Genomic DNA, 18361 nt, shown 5'->3' on the forward strand with positions numbered 1-18361 from the left:
TCAGAACTCGTTCTGGATGTGCTTGTAGCCGAGCACCAGCGCATTGTTCGTGCGCGCGACGTCCTCGGAGAAATCGCTCGCATCGGCCGTGACCTGCGGCAACGCGGCGAGATCGGTTTCCGGCCCGATGCGTTCGGTCGAACGGACGTAGAAGCCCGGCGGCAGATGGCAGCCGTCGACGACCGCGTTGTAGCGCACCACGCAGCCGTCGTCGATCGTGCAGTTGAACAGCACGCTGTTGAACCCGACGAATACGCCGTCGCCGACCTTGCACGGCCCGTGGACGATCGCGCGATGCGCGATCGACGTGTGCCGGCCGATCGTCACGCTCGCGCCCGACTTCGAATGGATCACGACGCCGTCCTGGATGTTCGAATGCGCGCCGATCACGATCGGCGCGATCCGGCCGTCGGCATCCGTTTCGTCCGCGCGGATCACCGCGTACGGGCCGATGAACACGTTCTCCTCGACGATCACGTGCCCGCACAGGATGGCGGTCGGGTCGACGAAGGCGTTCGGATGAATCCGCGGCAGGTCGCCGCGCGGGTTCTTTCGGATCATGAGGATTCCTGCCGGGAAAGGAGGGGGCCGCGCCTGAGCCGCTCGAACAGGCCCGGATCGCGCCACTGCGCGGCGATGGCCGGTGCGAACACGATCGCATCGAGGTCGATCGGGCCCATGCGCGGATTGAAGGCGTCGTCGCGAAAACACTGCGCGTAGCCGGTCTCGGTCTCGTGCACGATGACCGAATGCAGCCGCACGTCGGCTTCGCCGTTCGACATGCGCGTGCCGCTCAGCGCCGCGTCGACGAGGCGAAACAACACGCGCGAGAACTGTTCGGCGCTCGGTGACACGGGCAGCACCACCCAGCGCTCGGAAAAACGACGCATGCTTTCGACGTAGCATGGATCGTCGTCCGACCACAGCGTCACCGCATGATCGAACGCGTCGATCAGGTCGCGCACGTCGCCCTTGAGCAGCCCGAAGTCGTAGATCATCTGCCCGTGGTCCAGCGCGTGCGCTTCGAGCAGCAACTCGACGCGGTACGAATGGCCGTGGATCGAATGCGAGCAGCGCCGCGTGCTGCAGCCGCGCACGACATGCGCATTCTCGAACCGGAACAGCTTGCGGATCAGCATGCGCCGGCGCCTTCCGCCATCGGCGCGGCCCAGGCCACCGCATCGTGCGGGTGCAGGCTTTCCAGATGGCGCACCTGGACACACGGATTCGCGTGACGACCGTCCAGCGCGGCCTGCACGCGGCGCGCGGCATCCTCGACGAACATCAGGTTGCCGCCGTTCAGCACCGCGAACGCCTGTTCGTCCGCGCGCTTGACGGCCGTCTGCACCGGCGTGCCGAGCGCATGCTCGACGCGATCGATCAGGTCGATCAGCCCCAGCGTCGCGCCGGCGGCGGGCAGCGCCACGCCGACGACGGCTTCGCTGCGCTGGCTGTGCGGCGTGGCGGCCGACGCATGCCGTTTCAGCCATGCGGCGACAGCCGCCGGCGCCACGCGATCCTCGCGGCCGAACGCGGCCAGGAATGCCTGTTCGACCCAGTGCCGCGACAGCGCGGCCGAGCACGGGCATGTGGACGAATAGGCGACCGTCACCTGGGCGCGCAGCTCGAACGCTTCGCCGGCGAGCGTCGCGTCGATCCGCACCGGATACGCCTTCCACCCGACCAGCCCCTCGGTCACGAGCGCGGGGCGGCGGGCCAGCAGGTCGAAGCGCAGCCGCACGCGCGCGCTGCGCGTGTCGCAGTCGCGATGGCTGTCGACCATCGCGCGCAGCACGCGCCCGAGGCCGGCCGGCGACAGCGCTTCGCCGTCGGCGAGCCGGTCGAGCAGCCCGTACAGCCGCGACATGTGGATGCCTTTCACGTGCGGTGCGGGCAGATCGACCTGCACGTCGGCGCGGGCATGCACGTCGCGCCGGCAGCCGGGCTCGGCCACCGCGGCGGGCAGGTCGATGCCCTGCATGCCGACCCATTCGAGCGGACGGCGGCCGGGCGCGGCATCGGTCAGGGAAACATCGGGAAGGGCTGCATTCATGCTCGGATTCCGGTGGCGCGCCTTGTCCATCCGGATCGATGCAGGCAGCGCGCGTTCAGGTCAGGACCAGTCGCGAAACGGGTTGTCCCACGTGGTCCAGTGTTCGGGGCCGGCGGCCATCTCGGCGTCGGTCAGCAGACACGCGTCGAGGCGCGCGCGCAGCGCGGGCTCGTCCATGTCCATGCCGATCAGCACGAGTTCCTGGCGGGCGTCGCCGACGCGCTCGTCCCAGCGCGCGCGGATCTGCGCGACGGCCTCGGCGTCCCGCGGCCAGCGCTCGGGCGGCACGGCCGCCCACCAGTACCCCGCCGGCCCGTGCCGCGCGACCGCCCCGGCCTGCGACCACGACCCGGCGACGGTCGGATGCGTGGCCAGCCAGAAGAACCCCTTCGAGCGGACGACGCCCGGCCATTCGCTTTCGACGAGCTCGAAGAAGCGCCGCGGATGGAACGGCCGCCGCGCGCGGTAGACGAAGCTGCGGATCCCGTACGCGTCGGTCTCCGGCGTATGCGTGCCGCGCATCTCCTGCAGCCAGCCCGGCGCGCGCGACGCCTCGTCGAAGTCGAACAGGCCCGTGTCGAGCACGCGCTCGAGCGGCACCTTGCCGAACTCGGCGATCTCGATCCGCGCGCGCGGGTTCAGCCCGCGCAGCAGCGCGACCAGCCGCTCGCGCGCGCCGGCGTCGATCAGGTCGATCTTGTTGATCACGATCACGTCGCAGAACTCGATCTGGTCGACCAGCAGATCGACGACCGTGCGCGCGTCCTCGTCGCCCATCGATTCGCCGCGCGACCGCAGGCTGTCGCGCGACGCGTAGTCGCGCAGGAAATTGAATGCGTCGACCACCGTCACCATCGTGTCGAGCCGCGCGACTTCGCCGAGGCTGCGGCCGTCCTCGCCTTCGAACGTGAACGTCTCGGCCACCGGCAGCGGCTCCGAGATGCCGGTGGATTCGATCACGAGCTGGTCGAAGCGCCCTTCGCGCGCGAGCCGGTCGACCTCGATCAGCAGATCCTCGCGCAACGTGCAGCAGATGCAGCCGTTGCTCATCTCGACCAACTTCTCGTCGGTGCGCGACAGGCCCGCGCCGCCGTCGCGCACGAGCGCCGCATCGATGTTGACCTCGGACATGTCGTTGACGATGACCGCGACGCGCCGGCCCTCGCGATTGTTGAGGATGTGGTTGAGCAGCGTCGTCTTGCCGGCGCCGAGGAAGCCGGACAGGACGGTCACGGGAAGCCGCGTGGACGGACGGGGTGCGGTGCGCATCGGGCGATTCCGGAAGAGGAGGTCGAGGAGCAGATGATATATTGTATCGCAACGATATAACATATCATTTCGAACGTCCAGCGCTCCGATCGAACGACGTGCCGGCCGGAACGGCAAGCGCCCGCGCCGGACCGTCGGCGCGGAGCCGCCGCGCAGCGGCCCCGCGCCCGTATTGCCGTCACGTATAAAGCGACGCCTGCGGCAATTCCCCCGTCAGCGCGAACCGGCCGACATCGCGCAACCGGTAGTCGAGCGGATCGTGCAGCGTATGCGTGCGCGCATTCCGCCAGAAACGGTCGAGGCCGAGCGACGCGGCCGTCGCGCGCGCGCCGCACGCGTCGAACAGTGCTTCGCCGTTGTCGAGCGCCGCGCGCTGCGCGACGATCTTCGCTTCCGATACCGCAAGCGCGACGTCGGCGCGCGCGTCGGCCGTCAGCGCATCCTGACGCGCCCACGCGCGCTGCAACGCAGCGGCCGCGCGATCGGCCAGTGCCGCCGCGGCGATCGCGCGCACGCGCATGTCGCCGACACGCTGCAGCGTGTACGGATCGTCTTCCGCCTGCGCGACGTCCGCGTGAATCCACGGGCGGCCGTGCTGCCGCACGTAATCGCGCGCCTCGGCCAACGCGCCTTCCGCCAGGCCGACGAACAGGTTCGTCAGCACGAGCTGCGACACGAGCGTGCGCAGCGTCGCGCGCGGCGTCGGCGGCGCTTCGGAACGATGCAGCACCTCGTCCGCCGCGAGCGTCACGCCGTCGAAGCGCACGCTGCCGCTGTCGGTCTGGCGCTGGCCGATCGGGTCCCAGTCCTCGTTGACCGTGATCCCCGGACGATCGGTCGGCACGACGCCGAACACGGTACGGCCGGTTGCCGGATCGTGCGCGGACACCGTCATGCGCTGCGACCCGCGCGTACCCGAACAGAAACCCTTCACGCCGTCGAGCCGGTAGCCGCCGTCGGGCGTCGCCGTGGCGATGAGCCGCGTATCGAGCGGATTGACCGCATTGCCCCACCACCAGCGCTGCTCGACCGTGCCGCGCAGATAGCGTTCGCGCTGCGCCGGGTTGCCCCACACGTCGACGCTCACCACCTGCAGGCACTGGAACCCGACGAGATGCGCGAGCGCGCTGTCGACGCGCGCGACCTGCCGGATCGCGTCGTAGATCTCGGGCCATGCGGCTTCCTGCCCGCCGAACGCGCGCGGCACCGCGAGCGTCAACAGGCCCGCGTCGGCAAGCCACTGTTTCTCCTGCGCCGCGTGACCGCCCGTTCGGTCGCGCTCGGCGGCGGTCACGCGCAGCGCGTCGATCGCGCGCGCCAGCGCGTCGCGGTCGACGGCCGGTGCATCGGTATCCGGCGCAAAGGTCGCCGGGCCGCGTGGATCGTTCATGCAAGGGCTTCCTGTGCGACGGTTGCGCCCGACAGCGGCACCAGCGCCTCGAGCCGGCGGCCGGTGAGGCGCGACAGGATCTCGCGCCGCCAATCGTCGTAGATCGCGCGGTATTCGGCGATATCGGCGCCGAACACGTGCGCGGTGTGCGCGTATTCGTCGTGCAGATAACCGTCGAGCCGTGCCTGCGTTTCCTCGTCGGCCGCGATCACGCGATCGATCAGCGCGTCGCGCTCGGCGGCCGGCAGCGCCTTCAGCGTGTCGAACCACCACTGGACGATCTGCACGCGATGCCACTCCTCGTCCGGCCGGATCCGGTTCTCGCCATGCTCGCGCATCGCGCTGTCGCCGATGCGGCCGGTCTTGCGCTGGATCCACAGCTTCGCGAGGATGTGCAGCTCGTAATGCCATTCGAACGCAAGAAAACCCGCGACGTCGCGCACCGCGATGTCGCCGATGCGCGCCCAGTGCGCGGCGACGAGCCGGTCGACTTCCGGCAGCGGATCGCGCCCCGTCAGTTCGGTGACGCGTTCGCGGCCGATCACCGCGTGCGCGCCGTCGTCGCCGAGCTGGCGCGACAGGATCAGCTGGAAATGCGGATCGTCGCGGAACAGCGTGTCGATCGCCTTCGCGACGACCTGCACGATGAACAGGTCGTGCGACGCCATCTTCGTGTAGTAGTCGGCGACGGCGGCCAGTTCGTCGTCGTTGCGCGGCTCGCGCGGCGGTGTCGCGAGCTTGGCCGGAAAGTCCGGACGGTGGCGTCGCGCCACGTCCAGGAACAGCGCTTCCTCGAATGCTCCGTTCCACTCGCGCGGAGCGTCGATGGGCAAGGTCATGGGTAGGTTCTCTCAGGATCAGGAATGAAACGAGCGGACGCTTGTGGCGTCGCTCAGGTACGCCGGGTCACGCGTCGGACCAGGCGGTCGCCCGTGATTTGCACGGCCGAGACGAGCGCGATCAGGATCACGATCACGGTCGCCATGACGGTGGTGTCGAAACGTTGATAGCCGTAGCGGATCGCCAGATCGCCGAGCCCGCCCGCGCCGACGGCGCCCGCCATCGCGGTCGAGCCGATCAGCGCGACGACGGTGATCGTGAAGCCGCCGAGCATGCCGGGCAGCGCCTCCGGCAGCAGCACGTGCCACACGATGTGGCGGCGCTTCGCGCCCATCGCGAGCGCGGCCTCGATCAGCCCGCGATCGACTTCGCGCAGGCTCACTTCGGCGATCCGCGCGAAGAACGGGATCGCGGCGATCGACAGCGGCACGACGGCTGCCCACACGCCGATCGTCGTGCCGATCAGCACGCGCGTGAACGGCAGCAGCGCGACGAGCAGGATGATGAACGGCGTCGAGCGGAACACGTTGACGAGCGCGCCGAGCACCGCGTTCACGCCGCGCCGCGCGTAGATCCCGCCGGGTGCGGTAGTGACGAGGATCACCGCGAGCGGAATGCCGAGCAGCGCGGCGATCGCGGCCGATGCCGCGACCATCGACAGCGTGTCGCGAATCGCGTCGAGCAGTTCGGGCCACCAGAGCTCAAACATAACCGAGCACCTCCGCGTGATTCGCGTGGCGCCGCGCGCGTTCGAGCAGCACGGCGACCGCGCGGCGCGCAGGCTGCGCGCCCGTGTCGTCCACGCCGGGCGCGGCCGCGATCACGAGCCGCCCCTGCGCATGGCCTTGAATACGCTCGATGCCGCCGTGCAGGAACCGCACCGAGCCGCCGAGCGCCGCCGCGAGCGCGCCGACGTCGGGCTCGCCGCCGCTCTCGCCCGTATAGCGGACGTCGAGCACGACCTGCGCACCGTCGGGCAACGCGGCCTGTTCGGGCAGCGGCTGCACACGCGCGGCCAGCTCGGCCGGCAGGTCATGCTGCAGCGTACTGAGCAGCGCGCGCGTCGCGCCGTGGCGCGGATCGCCGAACACACGCCACACGGCGCCCGTTTCGACCACTTCCCCCTGTTCGATGACCGCGACCGTATCGCACACCGCGCGGATCACTTCCATCTCGTGCGTGATCAGCACGATCGTCAGCCCGAGGCGGCGGTTGATGTCGGCGAGCAGCGCGAGGATCGATTGCGTCGTCTCCGGATCGAGCGCCGACGTCGCCTCGTCGCACAGCAGGACCTCGGGATCGTGCACGAGCGCGCGGGCAATGCCGACGCGCTGCTTCTGCCCGCCCGACAGGCTCGCCGGATACGCGTCGCGCTTGGCCGCGAGCCCGACGAGATCGAGCAGCGCCTCGACCTTGCGCACGCGCTCGGCCTTCGGCACGCCGGCGATCTTCAGCGGCAGCGCGACGTTCTCGAACACCGTCTTCGCGGACAGCAGGTTGAAATGCTGGAACACCATGCCGGTGCGCCGCCGCAGCGCGACGAGCCCGTCCTCGTCGAGCGCGCCGACGTCGACGCCCTGCACGCGCACGCGGCCCGAACTCGGCCGTTCGAGGCCGTTCACGAGCCGCAGCAGCGTCGATTTGCCAGCACCGCTGCGGCCGATGATCCCGAACACCTCGCCGCGCCGCACGTCGAGCGTCACGTCGCGCAGCGCGGCAGCGTGGCCGCGCGGCGTCGCGAATACCTTGCCGACCTGCTCCAGCGAGACGGCCACGCCGTCATATCGCGCGGCCGCTTCGTCACGCGCCGCGGCCCCCGCGCCGGCCCGCACGGCCGACGGCTCGATGAAACCCAGCGTATCGAACAATTGCGTCATCGCTTCGCTCCGTCAGGTTCACGCATGCGCGGGATGCGCGGGTTCGGTTTGCGCCGCGGCGGCCGGCCGGTGCTGCGCGCCGGTGTGCCACGCGGGCAGGCGCGGGCCCGCGCCGAACAGTTTCTCGCGCAGCGTCGGCGCGGGATCGTAGTCTTCCTTGTAGACGCCGCGGTTCTGCAGTTCCGGCACGACCCAGTCGACGAAATCCTCAAACGATTCGGGCATCACGGTGCGCGTCAGGTTGAAGCCGTCGATGCCGGTCTCGTCGATCCACGACTGCAGTTCGTCCGCGACCTGCGACGGCGAGCCGACGATCGGCGCGTAACGGCCGCCGAGCGACATCTGTTCGAGCATGCGCCGCACGGTCCACATGCCGGTCGTGCTCTTGCGCGAGATCGCGTCGACGGCCGACTGGATCGAATCGGTCTTCACGTACGAGATCGGCTCGTCGAGGCCGTACTGCGCGAAATCGATGCCGGTCGAGCTCGCGAAATGCGCGAGGCCGGCTTCGGGGCTCGCATAGCGCCGGTATTCGTCGAATTTCTCGCGTGCGAGCCGCTCGGTCTCGGCCGTCACGACGCTCACGCCCGCGAAGATCCGGATCGATGCCGGATCGCGGCCCTGCCGCGCGGCGGCCGCGCGGATGTCGAGCGCCGCCGCGCGCGCGGCCGCCTTGCTCTGCCCGTTCACGAACACGCATTCCGCGTGACGGCCCGCGAACTCGACGCCGCGCGCCGACGACCCGGCCTGGTACAGCACCGGCGTGCGCTGCAGCGACGGCTCGCTCAGATGGATCGCGTCGACCGAATAGAACGGCCCGTCGTGCCTCACGCGCCGCACCTTGCCCGGCTGCGCGAACACGCGCGCCTGCGCATCGCGGATCACCGCGTCGTCGTCCCAGCTCTGTTCCCACAGCTTGTAGACGACGTCCATGTAGTCGTCCGCGCGCTCGTAGCGGTCGTCGTGGCCGATTTGCTGCGCGAGGCCCATCCCGCGCGCGGCGCTGTCGAGGTAGCCGGTGACGATGTTCCAGCCCACGCGGCCTTTCGTCAGATGATCGAGCGTCGACATGCGGCGCGCGAACAGATAAGGCGGCTCGTAGGTCAGGTTCGCGGTCACGCCGAAGCCGAGATGCCGCGTGACCTGCGCCATCGCGGGCACGAGCAGCAGCGGATCGTTGACCGGCACCTGCACCGATTCGCGCAGCGCCGCTTCGGGGCCGCCGCCGAACACGTCGTATACGCCGACGATGTCCGCGAGAAAGATCCCGTCGAACTTGCCGCGTTCGAGCGTCTTCGCGAGATCGGCCCAGTAGTCGAGATCGGTGTAGTGCGCGGAGCGGTCGCGCGGATGCGTCCACAGCCCGTGGTTGATGTGCCCGACGCAGTTCATGTTGAACGCGTTGAGCAGGATCTTCTTGCGGTTCGCCGTCGTCATGCCTGCCTCCGTCACCACGCGATCGCGTACAGCGAGCCGAACGCGTTGTCGAGCGCACGGCGCACGGCCGGCGAGTGCTGGTAGATCGCGATGAACTTGCGGATGCGCGGATCGTTCGCGCTCTCGGGCCGCACGACCCACTGGATCGCGAAGTTCTTGTTCTCGGTGCCGTCGAACAGCAGCGCGCTGTTCGGATCGGTCGTGCCGGCAAGCTTGATGAAGCTCGGGTAGCCCTGCGCGAGATCGACGTCGTCGAGCGAGCGCGCGAGCTGCGACGCCTCGAGCGGGATGATCTTCAGATGCTTCGGGTTGGCGACGATGTCGTGCGTGGTCGCGCGGTAATCGGCGCCCGGCTTCAGCGTGATGAGCCCGGCGCGCTGCAGCAGCAGCAAGCCGCGCCCGCCGTTGACCGGATCGTTCGCGATCGCGACGCGCGCACCGTCCTTCAGTTCGTCGAAGCGCTTCACCTTCTTCGAATAGAGGCCGATCTTCATGATCGTGCCGGGCGCGATCGAGATGAAGTTGTAGCCGCCCTGCTTCTTCGCGTTCTCGAGAAACGGGATGTGCTGGAAGTAGTTGACGTCGATGTCCTTGTTCGCGAGCGCGGCGTTCGGCGTATTCCAGTCGGTGAACTCGACGATCTTCACGTCGAGCCCCTGCTCTTTCGCCTCCTTCGCGGCGATCTTCAGCGCCTCGATCTGCGGGCTGGTCGAGATGCCGACCTTCAGCGGCGGGGTGTCGGCGCGCGCGCCGTTCAGCAGCACGACGCCGAGCAGCGCGGCCATCAGCAGGCGAGCCGCGCGGCCGGCGGAAAAGCGGGCGGAAAAAACGGGATGCAGCATGAAACCACTCCTGTCCAAAGACGGTATCGACGGATGAGCGGCGCCGCGGCGAACGCATGGGCGTTCTCCGGACGGTCGTCATCGCATCGGAAAAGGATCAGCCGATGATAGAGAGCGGCGCGGAGGCGGTCTACGAAGCGATTGTGGGAAGAAAATCGCGCGCGGCGATATGGCGGGCGACCGGGCGCGCCCGAAGGGCCGGCCGGACGCCGGACCGGGTGCCGGGCCGAAATCTCGGCCTGGGCGCGCGGCGAATTCCGAAATCTCGGCCAGCCGGCCGGCCAACCCTTTCCGCAGACGAAACAAATCCCTTATGAATCAATGGATTGAAAATATTCCGGCAGGCCTGATTCCTGGCACGGGGGTTGCGTAACAGACGGCACACGATGCCGCGAAGCAATGCAGGCATTCCAACATCAGGAGACACGTCTTGCAGACCTCTATCCATACCCCGTCCCATCCCGAGCCGATTGCCGAAGCCGGCCCCGCCACGCGCGCACGCTTCTGGCCGGAAGGCTGGTGGAAGCTGATGGAAATCCGCATCGGCATCATCCCGCTGCCCGTCTACGTGATCCTGTTCGCGCTGATCGTCGGTTTCGCGGTGACGGGCAAGGTGCCGGGCGAAATCTCGATGGCGATCGCCGTGCTCGCGTTCTTCGGCTTCACCTGCGCGGAACTCGGCAAGCGCCTGCCGCTCCTGCGCAACATCGGCGCGGCCGCGATCTTCGCGACCTTCGTGCCGTCGGCGCTCACGTACTACCACGTGCTGCCGAAGCCGGTGCTGAACCTGACCGTCGAATTCACGAAGTCGACCAACTTCCTGTACCTGTTCATCGCGTCGATCATCGTCGGCAGCATCCTGAGCATGGATCGCCGCGTGCTGATCCAGGGCTTCGTGAAGATCTTCATCCCGCTCGCGGCCGGTTCGGTCGCCGCGGCGATCGTCGGCACGGCCGTCGGCACCGCGCTCGGCCTCGGCGCGCGCCACACGCTGCTGTACATCGTCGTGCCGATCATGGCGGGCGGCGTCGGCGAAGGCGCGATTCCGCTGTCGATCGGCTATTCGGAACTGATGCACCTGCCGCAGGGCGAGATGTTCGCGATGGTGCTGCCGCCGGTGATGCTCGGCAGCCTGACCGCGATCATCCTGTCGGGCGCGCTCGACATGCTCGGCAAGCGGCTGCCGCACCTGACCGGCAACGGCCGGCTGCAGGTCGGCGAAAGCGGCGACATGACGCCGGAAAGCGAAGAGATCCGCGGCCACGTCGACGTCACGCACATCGCGGGCGCCGGCATCACCGCCATCACGCTGTACCTCGTCGGCCTGATGGCGCACAAGCTGTTCGGCCTGCCCGCGCCGGTCGCGATGCTGTTCCTCGCGGTGCTCGTGAAGCTCGCGCGCGCGGTGTCGCCGCCGCTGCAGGAAGGCGCGTTCGTCGTCTACAAGTTCTTCTCGACCGCCGTCACGTATCCGCTGCTGTTCGCGATCGGCGTCGCGATGACGCCGTGGGACAAGCTGACCGCCGCGTTCACGATCGTCAACGTGGTCACGATCGTGTCGACCGTCGCGACGCTGATGGGCACCGGTTTCGTGGTCGGCCGCCTGCTGAAGATGTACCCTATCGACACCGCAATCGTGAACGCCTGCCACAGCGGGCAAGGCGGCACCGGCGACGTCGCGATCCTGACCGCCGCGAACCGGATGCAGCTGATGCCGTTCGCGCAGATCGCGACGCGGATCGGCGGCGCGATCGTCGTCACGGTGACGCTGATCCTGGTCGCGCACTTCGGTTGATGCGCGGCCGCGCGCACCGTCGCGCAGGCTGCTTCGCACGCGCCGCCGCCGGCCTCGCCGGCGCGCGGCGCGTGTCGTTAGGGAGGGCCGGTTGCGGAGGGCAGGTGGCGGACGGCCGGTGGCGGACGGACGGTAGCGGGCTTCGATGAGGGCGAACGTGCAAAAGGGCTTCAAGGGAATCCCGTGGTGGGGCTGGGCGTCGGCCGCCGCGCTGTATGTCGGCGTGGCGGGCGCCGCCGTCGATTTCGCGTGGGAACGCGCGATCGACGCGCTCGAGGAAACCGGCGCGCACCGGCTCGACCTGTATGCGTCGAGCCTGAAGAGCGAACTCGGCCGCTTCGAGATCCTGCCGGGCCTCGTCGCGCGGCAGGACGGCGTACGCGCGATGCTGAAGGCCGCGCCGCACGATGCGCCCGCGCTCGTGCACTCGGTAAACACCTACCTCGAAGCCGTGAACCGCGACGCCGGCAGCGGCGCGGTCGACGTGATCGACCTGCAGGGCGAGGTGATCGCCGCCAGCAACTGGAACGAGACGATCAGCTTCGTCGGCACCAACGTGTCGTACCGGCCGTACTTCAAGGACGCGCTCGCGCGCGGCAGCGGCCGCTTCTTCGGGATCGGCACCAACACGGGCGTGCCGGGCGTCTATTTCGCGAGCGCGGTGCGCGACGACGGCGTGCCGATCGGCGTGGCCGCCGTGAAGATCAGCGTCGATCCGCTCGAATCGGCCTGGCGCGCGCCGGGCGTCGCCGCGATGGTCGTCGACGGCAACGGCGTGGTCGTGATCTCGACCGAGCCCGCATGGAAATTCACCGCGCTGCGCCCGATCACCGCGCAGCAGCAGCGCGACATCCAGGCGTCGCGCCAATACGCGGGCCGCACCGTCGACGCGCTGCCGTACCGCCGCATCGGCGACCGCAGCTCGGCCGCGTGGTTCGGCACGTTCCCCGATCCACGCCGCGCCGGCCACACCACGCGTTATCTCGTGATGTCGCGCCCCGCGCCGCAGGCCGGCGATTCGCTGATGGTGCTGCTCGACATCGCGGGCGCGCGGCGCCAGCAGCAGACGGCGTTCGTGTTCGTCACCGGCGCGTTCCTGATCGCGGCGCTGCTGGCCGGCTATGCGATCCAGCGCCGCCGGGCGATCGTCGCGCGGCTGAACGCGCAGGACGCGCTGCGCCGCGCGAACGACCGGCTCGAACTGACCGTCGCGCAGCGCACGGCCGCGCTGACGGCCGCGAACGAGCGGATGCAGCGCGAGATCGTCGAGCGCGAGCGCACCGAGCAGCGGCTGCGCGCGTCGCAACAGGAAGTCGTGCATGCGGGCAAGCTCGCGGTGCTCGGGCAGATGGCCGCCGGCCTCACCCACGAGCTGAACCAGCCGCTCGTCGCGATCCGCACGCTGTGCGACAACGCGCGCACGTTCTTCGAGCGCGGCCAGCCGGCGCCGGCGCTCGCGAACCTCGAACGGATCGGCAAGCTGGTCGACGGCATGGCCGTGCTCACCGGCGAGCTGAAGACCTTCGCGCGCAAGCCCGACGTCGAACGCGTCGCGGTGTCGCTGAACGAGGCCGTCGCGCATGCGCGGCTGATCTACGACGCGCGGATTCGCGACGAAGGCGTGCGGCTCGACGTGAACATCGCCCCCGGCACGACCGTGTCGGCCGAGTCGAGCCAGTTGCAGCAGGTGATCGTGAACCTGCTCGGCAACGCGCTCGACGCGGTGCACGACGCACCAGTGCGCCGCATCGTCATCGAAGCCGCCGGGCCCGACGAAGCGGGCCGCGTGCGCTTCACGGTGGCCGACAGCGGCGCCGGCATCGCGCCCGACGTGCTGCCGCACCTGTTCGAGCCGTTCGTCACGACCAAGCCGCGCGGCCAGGGCCTCGGGCTCGGCCTCGCGATCACGTCGCGCCTCGTCGAGGCATTCGGCGCGAGGATCGCCGCGACGAACCGCGACGAGGGCGGCGCGCAGTTCAGTATCGAATTCGCGGCGGCCACGCCGCAACAGAGGATAGAGCATGGAAGATAAGATTCGCGTGCTGGTCGTCGAGGACGATGAAAACGTCCGGATCGGCGTCGAGCAGGCCGTCGCGCTCGCCGGGTTCCCGGTGGACGCATTCGCGTCGGCCGCCGACGCGCTCGCCCACGTCGCACCGGGCGCGCCAGTCGTGATCGTGTCGGACGTGCGGATGCCGGGCATCGACGGGCTGCAGCTGCTCGACCGCGTGATGGCCGTCGATGCGCAGATCCCGGTCGTGCTGATCAGCGGCCACGCGGACATCTCGACGGCCGTCGGCGCGATGCAGGTCGGCGCGTACGACTTCATCGAGAAGCCGTTTTCGTCGGACGTGATCGCCGGGCGCGTCGCGCGCGCGGTCGAGAAGCGCCGCCTGACGCTCGAGGTGCAGGGGCTGCGCGCGGCGTTGAACAACTGGCAGGGCATCGAGGCGTTCGTGCTCGGCAAGTCGCCCGCGATGGCCGACGTGCGCAAGAAGATCCTGCGCCTCGCCGATACCGCGGTGTCGGTGCTGATCACCGGCGAGACGGGTACCGGCAAGGAGCTCATCGCACGCAGCCTGCACGACTTCGGCGGCCGGCGCGACGCGCACTTCGTCGCGCTCAATTGCGGCGGCCTGCCCGAGCAGATCTTCGAGAGCGAACTGTTCGGCCACGAAGCGGGCGCGTTCACGGGCGCGATCAAGAAGCGCATCGGCAAGATCGAATGGGCGGACGGCGGCACGCTGTTCCTCGACGAGATCGAGACGATGCCGATTGCGCTGCAGATCAAGATGCTGCGCGTGCTGCAGGAGCGCGTGGTCGAGCGGCTCGGCGCGAACGAGCTGATTCCGGTCGACTGCCGCGTGGTGGCCGCCTCGAAGGCCGATCTCGCCGAACTCGCGGCCGACGGGCGCTTTCGCGCGGACCTCCTGTATCGCCTCAACGTCGCGCAGATCGAGCTGCCGCCGCTGCGCGAGCGGCGCGAGGACGTACCGCTGCTGTTCGAGCATTTCGTGCTCGCGGCCGCGCGGCGCTTCGGGCAGCCGGCGCCGGTCGTCACGGCCGCGCAGGTGTCCGAGCTGATGACGCATGCGTGGCCCGGCAACGTGCGCGAGCTGCAGAACGTGGCCGACCGCTTCGTGCTCGGGCTGACCGGCGACAGCCTGCTGTCGTCCGGCGCAGCGCCGGTCGTGGGCGGCACGCTCGCGGAGCAGCTCGCGTATTTCGAACGGATGCTGATCGAGGACATGCTGCAGCGTCACCACGGCAACGTGGCCGATGCCAGCGTCGCGCTCGGCATGCCGAAGAAGACGCTCTATCACAAGCTGCGCAACCTGCGGATCCCCGCGCGCGGCGACGCGGCGGCCGACGGTGGCGAATGACGCGAACGAGCGCACGCACGACAGCATGGATCGCATCGAAGTCACCGAACGCGGACGCATCACCGGCCACCTGATCCGCGGCATCACGCACGCGCGGAAGACCTTCCGCCCGAGCGACTGGCCCGAGCGCCTCGCGGGCGTCATCACGCTGTTCGTCGGCGAACGGCGGCCCGGCTATCCGTGCGCGCTGTCGCGGCTCGCGATGCCCGTCGTCGTCGACAACGTCAAATGCCTGTTCGTGTCGGACGAATTGCGCACCGTATGCGCGGACGCATTCGCCTTCGCGATGCAGTTCGCCGCCGACAACGACCTCCCCGTCGCGCTTCAGACCGCGCCCGCGTTGACGGTGCGCTGACGCGCGGGCCCCCTTTTTCGCGGCGAAGGCGCATGCGCGCGGGCCGTCGCGCGCCCTTTCATCGGCGAAATGAATCGTCAGACGATCGAAGGCCTCGACACATGACCACGCTGCGACAAGGGTTTCCGCCGCAGCCATCAAAAAAATTGATCGTCACGATGAAAATTATGCGTTTTCCTTGCAGGTCGCCGTGATGCATAGTTGCGTCGTGTTGACGCACCTTTGAGCCTTTCAGTCATGAACATGCGAATCGAGCCGTCCGTGCTCGCGAACCCCGACCTGCAATTTGCGACGCTTTCGTCGGGCATCAGCCTGCCGTATGTCGAGCGGGGCAGCGGTGCGCCGATGGTGTTCGTGCACGGCTCGCTGTGCGACTATCGCTACTGGGATCCGCAACTTGCCGCGCTGTCGGCCCACTACCGCTGCATCGCGCCGAGCCTCAGCCACTACTGGCCGGCCGTCGAAGCGGGCATCCAGGACGAGTTCAGCTGGCAGAACCACGTCGACGAGCTCGCCGAATTCATCGACGCGCTCGATCTCGGCCCCGTGCACCTGGTCGGCCATTCGCGTGGCGGCAGCGTTGCATTCAACGTCGCGCGCCAGCATCCGCACCTCGTCGCGTCGCTCGTGCTCGCCGATCCGGGCGGCCCGCTGCAGCAGCCGGGCGTACGCGAAGGCGCGCTGCCGGCCGCCGCGCTCGCGCTGCGCACGCAGGCCGTGAACCTGATCGGCCAGGGCGACGTCGAATCCGGTCTCGAGATGTTCGTCGATTCGGTGAGCCTGCCGGGCGCGTGGAAAAAGAGCACGTCGCGCTTCCGCACGATGGCGATCGACAACGCGAGCACGCTGCCGAAACAGCTGCGCGACCCGCTGCCCGCGTATTCGCAGCACACGGCCGGCGATATCGCATGCCGCACGCTGCTGATCGACGGCCAGCGCAGCCCGAAGATGTTCCGCCACAACGTCGATACGCTGTCGCAGTGGATCGCCAACGCGCAACGGCAGACCGTCGCCGGCGCGTCGCACGGGATGAACGCCGCGAGCCCCGCCGTGTTCAACCGTTACGTGCACGAATTCGTCGCCGCGTGATTTCCGGGGCGGCTGTCGCGCCGCCCGTCACGCCTTTTCCCCTCCGACACGAAACGATGCGGGCGGCCAACCCCGCGTCGCGCCGTTGCGCCTGCCTTTGCCTCAGACGACCGGTTCGGCCTTGCGCGTCACCGCATCCGGCAATCCGAACACGCTGTCGAACGCCCAGTTGTACGTGAACGTGAAGATCGGGAAGAACACGATCAGCACCGCGTCGTACAGGAACGCCTGCCACAGCGACAGGTCGAGCCACCACGCGATCAGCGGAATCAGGAACGTCACCAGCGCGACCTGGAACCCGATCGCATGCACCACACGCCGCCCGACCGTGCGCGTCGTCGCCGCGCTGCGCCGCTCCCATGCCTCGAACGCGAGGTTGTACAGAAAATTGACCGTGACGCCCGTCGTCGAGATCATCACGCCCAGCAGGCCGCTCGCCGCGACACTCGCCCCGCTCAGCATGCCGAGCACCGACGACGCGACGAGGATGCCGAGCACCTCGAACATCACGACGTAAACTATGCGTCTCTTCCACCCTTGCATGACCATCCACCTTCATGTCGAACAAGGTGGCGAGACTATCAGCGGGCCGCCGCCCGCCCAAGTCAGGTCCTTTCAATTTTGCTGACAGGAGGCCGCCGATGCTGACCAGCGATCACATCGACATGCTGCTGACCGTGATCGACCAAGGCTCGTTCTCGGCAGCCGCGCGTGCGCTCGGTCGCACGCCGTCGGCCGTCAGCATGGCGATCGCGAACCTCGAGGCCGAACTCGATCTCGTGCTGTTCGATCGCGGCTCGCGCGAACCGACGCCAACCGCCGCGATGATCGCGCTGCTGCCCGACGCGCGCTCGATCGCCGAACGGCTGCACGCGCTGCGCGCGCATGCGCGGCACTTGTCCGAAGGCGTCGAGGACACGCTGCGGCTCGGGCTCGCGGCCGAACTCGACGGCGCGCCCGTTGCGCGTGCGCTGACCGCCGTTGCCGCGAAATACCCGGCGCTCGCGATCAGCATCGTGACCGCGCCGCAGGACGCGATCGTCGACGCCCTGCATCGCGGCACCGTCGATCTCTGCGTCGCGTACGGCGGGCTCGACCTGCATCCGCGGGAGCAGATTCATGCGCTGTGGACCGAGACGCTGCTAGCCGTTGCGGCGCCCGATCATCCGTCGCTCGCCGAAGCCGCGCATCCCGAAGGGATCGAGCGGCTGTCGGGCTTCCGGCAGATCGTGATCGCCGATCCCGAACGGCCATTGACCGACGTGCGGCCGCTGATCGGCAACCGCACCTGGAAAGTGACCGACATGGCGACCGCGATCTCGCTCGTGAAGGCCGGGCACGGCTGGGCGAACCTGCCCGAATCCATGATCGGCCGGTATGTCGCCGACGGCGAACTCGCGCCGCTCGTGTTCGCGAACATCCGCAACGGCTTGCCGCTGCCCGTTTATCTGCGGCGGCCGAAGCATACGGAGCTCGGCAAGGCGGCGAGCGAGCTGGTGCGCGCGCTGCGGGCGGCCGGCGACGGCAAATAGCCGGCGTGGCGGCCATCGCCGCCACGCCGTCGGTCAACGCCCGGCGGCCTGACCGTTAGTTGCGATCAATGCGAGGCAACCGCCGCGCCCTGAATCGAATCGACGAGCGCTGCGTTGTCGTACCGTCGCCCGGCAATGCCCCATCCGCCATCGGCCGCATGCACGACATTCACCCATACCTGCGCCGGCGTCAGGCGCCCGCCCGCGCGATGCAGCACGATCCCGGTCGCCCGTTCGACGAATTGCCGCTGCTTGTCGGGCGCCGCGAGCGCCACGGCAGGCAGTTTCAGTTCGACGAACGCGGCGGGCGCCGCGCGGCCGTGCACGAAGGTCCTGTTACGCGGCAGCACGTTGAGCGTGCCCACCACGTTCGGCGCCAGGAACCCGTTCCCGGTCAAGCCCTCGACTTCCAGCAGCGCATCGGTCAACTCGGCAAACACCGGCCCCTCGTCGTCCGGCGTGAAAACCCCTTCGGATACTGTCAGCGTAATCGGCATCG

18 protein-coding genes are annotated in these 18361 nt (G+C 68.9%); 6 read left to right on the plus strand and 12 right to left on the minus strand.

The features are described from left to right. The 10 genes from HWX00_RS21755 to HWX00_RS21800 all read right to left on the minus strand — a co-directional run bounded on the left by HWX00_RS21755 (position 1) and on the right by HWX00_RS21800 (position 9708). On the minus strand, positions 1-561 hold the full coding sequence (locus HWX00_RS21755) for a gamma carbonic anhydrase family protein (RefSeq protein WP_034187807.1): 561 nt from the start codon (positions 559-561) through the stop codon (positions 1-3). Further along, the gene (locus tag HWX00_RS21760) at positions 558-1139 is read right to left on the minus strand and encodes a 6-pyruvoyl trahydropterin synthase family protein (RefSeq protein ID WP_069706920.1); all 582 of its coding nucleotides are present in this window, start codon (positions 1137-1139) and stop codon (positions 558-560) included. Before HWX00_RS21760 ends, HWX00_RS21755 begins: the two co-directional genes overlap by 4 nt. Beyond that, complete coding sequence (gene folE2 / locus HWX00_RS21765; protein ID WP_175028148.1) at positions 1133-2053, minus strand: GTP cyclohydrolase FolE2; 921 nt, start codon at positions 2051-2053, stop codon at positions 1133-1135. The genes HWX00_RS21760 and folE2 overlap by 7 nt, the downstream gene beginning before the upstream one ends. A gap of 60 nt (positions 2054-2113) precedes the next feature. Further along, positions 2114-3322, minus strand: coding sequence for a zinc metallochaperone GTPase ZigA (zigA, locus tag HWX00_RS21770; RefSeq protein ID WP_208456745.1), 1209 nt, complete (start codon positions 3320-3322; stop codon positions 2114-2116). A 178-nt stretch (positions 3323-3500) separates the two neighbouring features. Further along, complete coding sequence (locus HWX00_RS21775) at positions 3501-4712, minus strand: acyl-CoA dehydrogenase family protein (RefSeq protein ID WP_059558948.1); 1212 nt, start codon at positions 4710-4712, stop codon at positions 3501-3503. Beyond that, the gene (locus HWX00_RS21780; protein WP_175028150.1) at positions 4709-5551 is read right to left on the minus strand and encodes a hypothetical protein; all 843 of its coding nucleotides are present in this window, start codon (positions 5549-5551) and stop codon (positions 4709-4711) included. Before HWX00_RS21780 ends, HWX00_RS21775 begins: the two co-directional genes overlap by 4 nt. Before the next feature lie 53 nt (positions 5552-5604). Beyond that, positions 5605-6261: a methionine ABC transporter permease gene (locus HWX00_RS21785; protein ID WP_034187801.1), complete on the minus strand. Its 657-nt coding sequence runs from the start codon at positions 6259-6261 to the stop codon at positions 5605-5607. Beyond that, positions 6254-7429 carry a methionine ABC transporter ATP-binding protein gene (locus HWX00_RS21790; protein ID WP_034187800.1) on the minus strand — a complete coding sequence of 392 codons (1176 nt, stop codon included), beginning with the start codon at positions 7427-7429 and terminating at the stop codon, positions 6254-6256. Before HWX00_RS21790 ends, HWX00_RS21785 begins: the two co-directional genes overlap by 8 nt. 18 nt (positions 7430-7447) lie before the next feature. Further along, positions 7448-8866 carry an LLM class flavin-dependent oxidoreductase gene (locus HWX00_RS21795; RefSeq protein WP_124610054.1) on the minus strand — a complete coding sequence of 473 codons (1419 nt, stop codon included), beginning with the start codon at positions 8864-8866 and terminating at the stop codon, positions 7448-7450. Between the two features lie 11 nt (positions 8867-8877). Further along, entirely contained in the window at positions 8878-9708 is an 831-nt protein-coding gene (locus tag HWX00_RS21800) for a MetQ/NlpA family ABC transporter substrate-binding protein (protein ID WP_124610053.1), read from the minus strand. Positions 9709-10138: 430 nt separating this feature from the next. Here HWX00_RS21800 and HWX00_RS21805 point away from each other — a divergent pair, with 430 nt between their 5' ends. The 5 genes from HWX00_RS21805 (at position 10139) to HWX00_RS21825 (ending at position 16330) form a co-directional block, all read left to right on the plus strand. Then, positions 10139-11503 carry a 2-hydroxycarboxylate transporter family protein gene (locus HWX00_RS21805; RefSeq protein WP_049028681.1) on the plus strand — a complete coding sequence of 455 codons (1365 nt, stop codon included), beginning with the start codon at positions 10139-10141 and terminating at the stop codon, positions 11501-11503. Between the two features lie 145 nt (positions 11504-11648). Further along, positions 11649-13535, plus strand: coding sequence for a sensor histidine kinase (locus HWX00_RS21810; protein ID WP_124670354.1), 1887 nt, complete (start codon positions 11649-11651; stop codon positions 13533-13535). Continuing rightward, on the plus strand, positions 13525-14886 hold the full coding sequence (locus HWX00_RS21815) for a sigma-54-dependent transcriptional regulator (RefSeq protein WP_059558955.1): 1362 nt from the start codon (positions 13525-13527) through the stop codon (positions 14884-14886). Before HWX00_RS21810 ends, HWX00_RS21815 begins: the two co-directional genes overlap by 11 nt. A 25-nt stretch (positions 14887-14911) precedes the next feature. Beyond that, a complete protein-coding gene (locus HWX00_RS21820) occupies positions 14912-15241 on the plus strand; it encodes a DUF3579 domain-containing protein (protein ID WP_049029252.1) in 330 nt (109 codons plus the stop codon). Between the two features lie 237 nt (positions 15242-15478). Next, positions 15479-16330 carry an alpha/beta fold hydrolase gene (locus tag HWX00_RS21825; protein WP_175028151.1) on the plus strand — a complete coding sequence of 284 codons (852 nt, stop codon included), beginning with the start codon at positions 15479-15481 and terminating at the stop codon, positions 16328-16330. Between the two features lie 102 nt (positions 16331-16432). Here HWX00_RS21825 and HWX00_RS21830 read toward each other — a convergent pair whose 3' ends face one another. Further along, on the minus strand, positions 16433-16873 hold the full coding sequence (locus HWX00_RS21830; RefSeq protein ID WP_175028152.1) for a PACE efflux transporter: 441 nt from the start codon (positions 16871-16873) through the stop codon (positions 16433-16435). A gap of 98 nt (positions 16874-16971) precedes the next feature. On the opposite strand from HWX00_RS21830, the gene HWX00_RS21835 reads away from it, so the two are divergent. Further along, positions 16972-17862 carry a LysR family transcriptional regulator gene (locus HWX00_RS21835; protein WP_049029246.1) on the plus strand — a complete coding sequence of 297 codons (891 nt, stop codon included), beginning with the start codon at positions 16972-16974 and terminating at the stop codon, positions 17860-17862. 65 nt (positions 17863-17927) lie between these two features. Here the strand turns inward: HWX00_RS21835 and HWX00_RS21840 are convergent, their stop codons facing one another. Next, on the minus strand, positions 17928-18359 hold the full coding sequence (locus HWX00_RS21840; protein ID WP_034187792.1) for a hypothetical protein: 432 nt from the start codon (positions 18357-18359) through the stop codon (positions 17928-17930). Between the last annotated feature and the right edge of the window lie 2 nt (positions 18360-18361).

Source organism: Burkholderia seminalis DSM 23518, assembly GCF_902832885.1.
Lineage (GTDB): Bacteria > Pseudomonadota > Gammaproteobacteria > Burkholderiales > Burkholderiaceae > Burkholderia > Burkholderia seminalis.

Coding starts and splice junctions, on each gene's coding strand:
- HWX00_RS21755 (WP_034187807.1), bottom strand. CDS start 561: ATGATCCGAAAGAACCCGCGCGGCGACCTGCCGCGGATTCATCCGAAC.
- HWX00_RS21760 (WP_069706920.1), bottom strand. CDS start 1,139: ATGCTGATCCGCAAGCTGTTCCGGTTCGAGAATGCGCATGTCGTGCGC.
- folE2 (WP_175028148.1), bottom strand. CDS start 2,053: ATGAATGCAGCCCTTCCCGATGTTTCCCTGACCGATGCCGCGCCCGGC.
- zigA (WP_208456745.1), bottom strand. CDS start 3,322: ATGCGCACCGCACCCCGTCCGTCCACGCGGCTTCCCGTGACCGTCCTG.
- HWX00_RS21775 (WP_059558948.1), bottom strand. CDS start 4,712: ATGAACGATCCACGCGGCCCGGCGACCTTTGCGCCGGATACCGATGCA.
- HWX00_RS21780 (WP_175028150.1), bottom strand. CDS start 5,551: ATGACCTTGCCCATCGACGCTCCGCGCGAGTGGAACGGAGCATTCGAG.
- HWX00_RS21785 (WP_034187801.1), bottom strand. CDS start 6,261: ATGTTTGAGCTCTGGTGGCCCGAACTGCTCGACGCGATTCGCGACACG.
- HWX00_RS21790 (WP_034187800.1), bottom strand. CDS start 7,429: ATGACGCAATTGTTCGATACGCTGGGTTTCATCGAGCCGTCGGCCGTG.
- HWX00_RS21795 (WP_124610054.1), bottom strand. CDS start 8,866: ATGACGACGGCGAACCGCAAGAAGATCCTGCTCAACGCGTTCAACATG.
- HWX00_RS21800 (WP_124610053.1), bottom strand. CDS start 9,708: ATGCTGCATCCCGTTTTTTCCGCCCGCTTTTCCGCCGGCCGCGCGGCT.
- HWX00_RS21810 (WP_124670354.1), top strand. CDS start 11,649: ATGAGGGCGAACGTGCAAAAGGGCTTCAAGGGAATCCCGTGGTGGGGC.
- HWX00_RS21815 (WP_059558955.1), top strand. CDS start 13,525: ATGGAAGATAAGATTCGCGTGCTGGTCGTCGAGGACGATGAAAACGTC.
- HWX00_RS21820 (WP_049029252.1), top strand. CDS start 14,912: ATGGATCGCATCGAAGTCACCGAACGCGGACGCATCACCGGCCACCTG.
- HWX00_RS21825 (WP_175028151.1), top strand. CDS start 15,479: ATGAACATGCGAATCGAGCCGTCCGTGCTCGCGAACCCCGACCTGCAA.
- HWX00_RS21830 (WP_175028152.1), bottom strand. CDS start 16,873: ATGCAAGGGTGGAAGAGACGCATAGTTTACGTCGTGATGTTCGAGGTG.
- HWX00_RS21835 (WP_049029246.1), top strand. CDS start 16,972: ATGCTGACCAGCGATCACATCGACATGCTGCTGACCGTGATCGACCAA.
- HWX00_RS21840 (WP_034187792.1), bottom strand. CDS start 18,359: ATGCCGATTACGCTGACAGTATCCGAAGGGGTTTTCACGCCGGACGAC.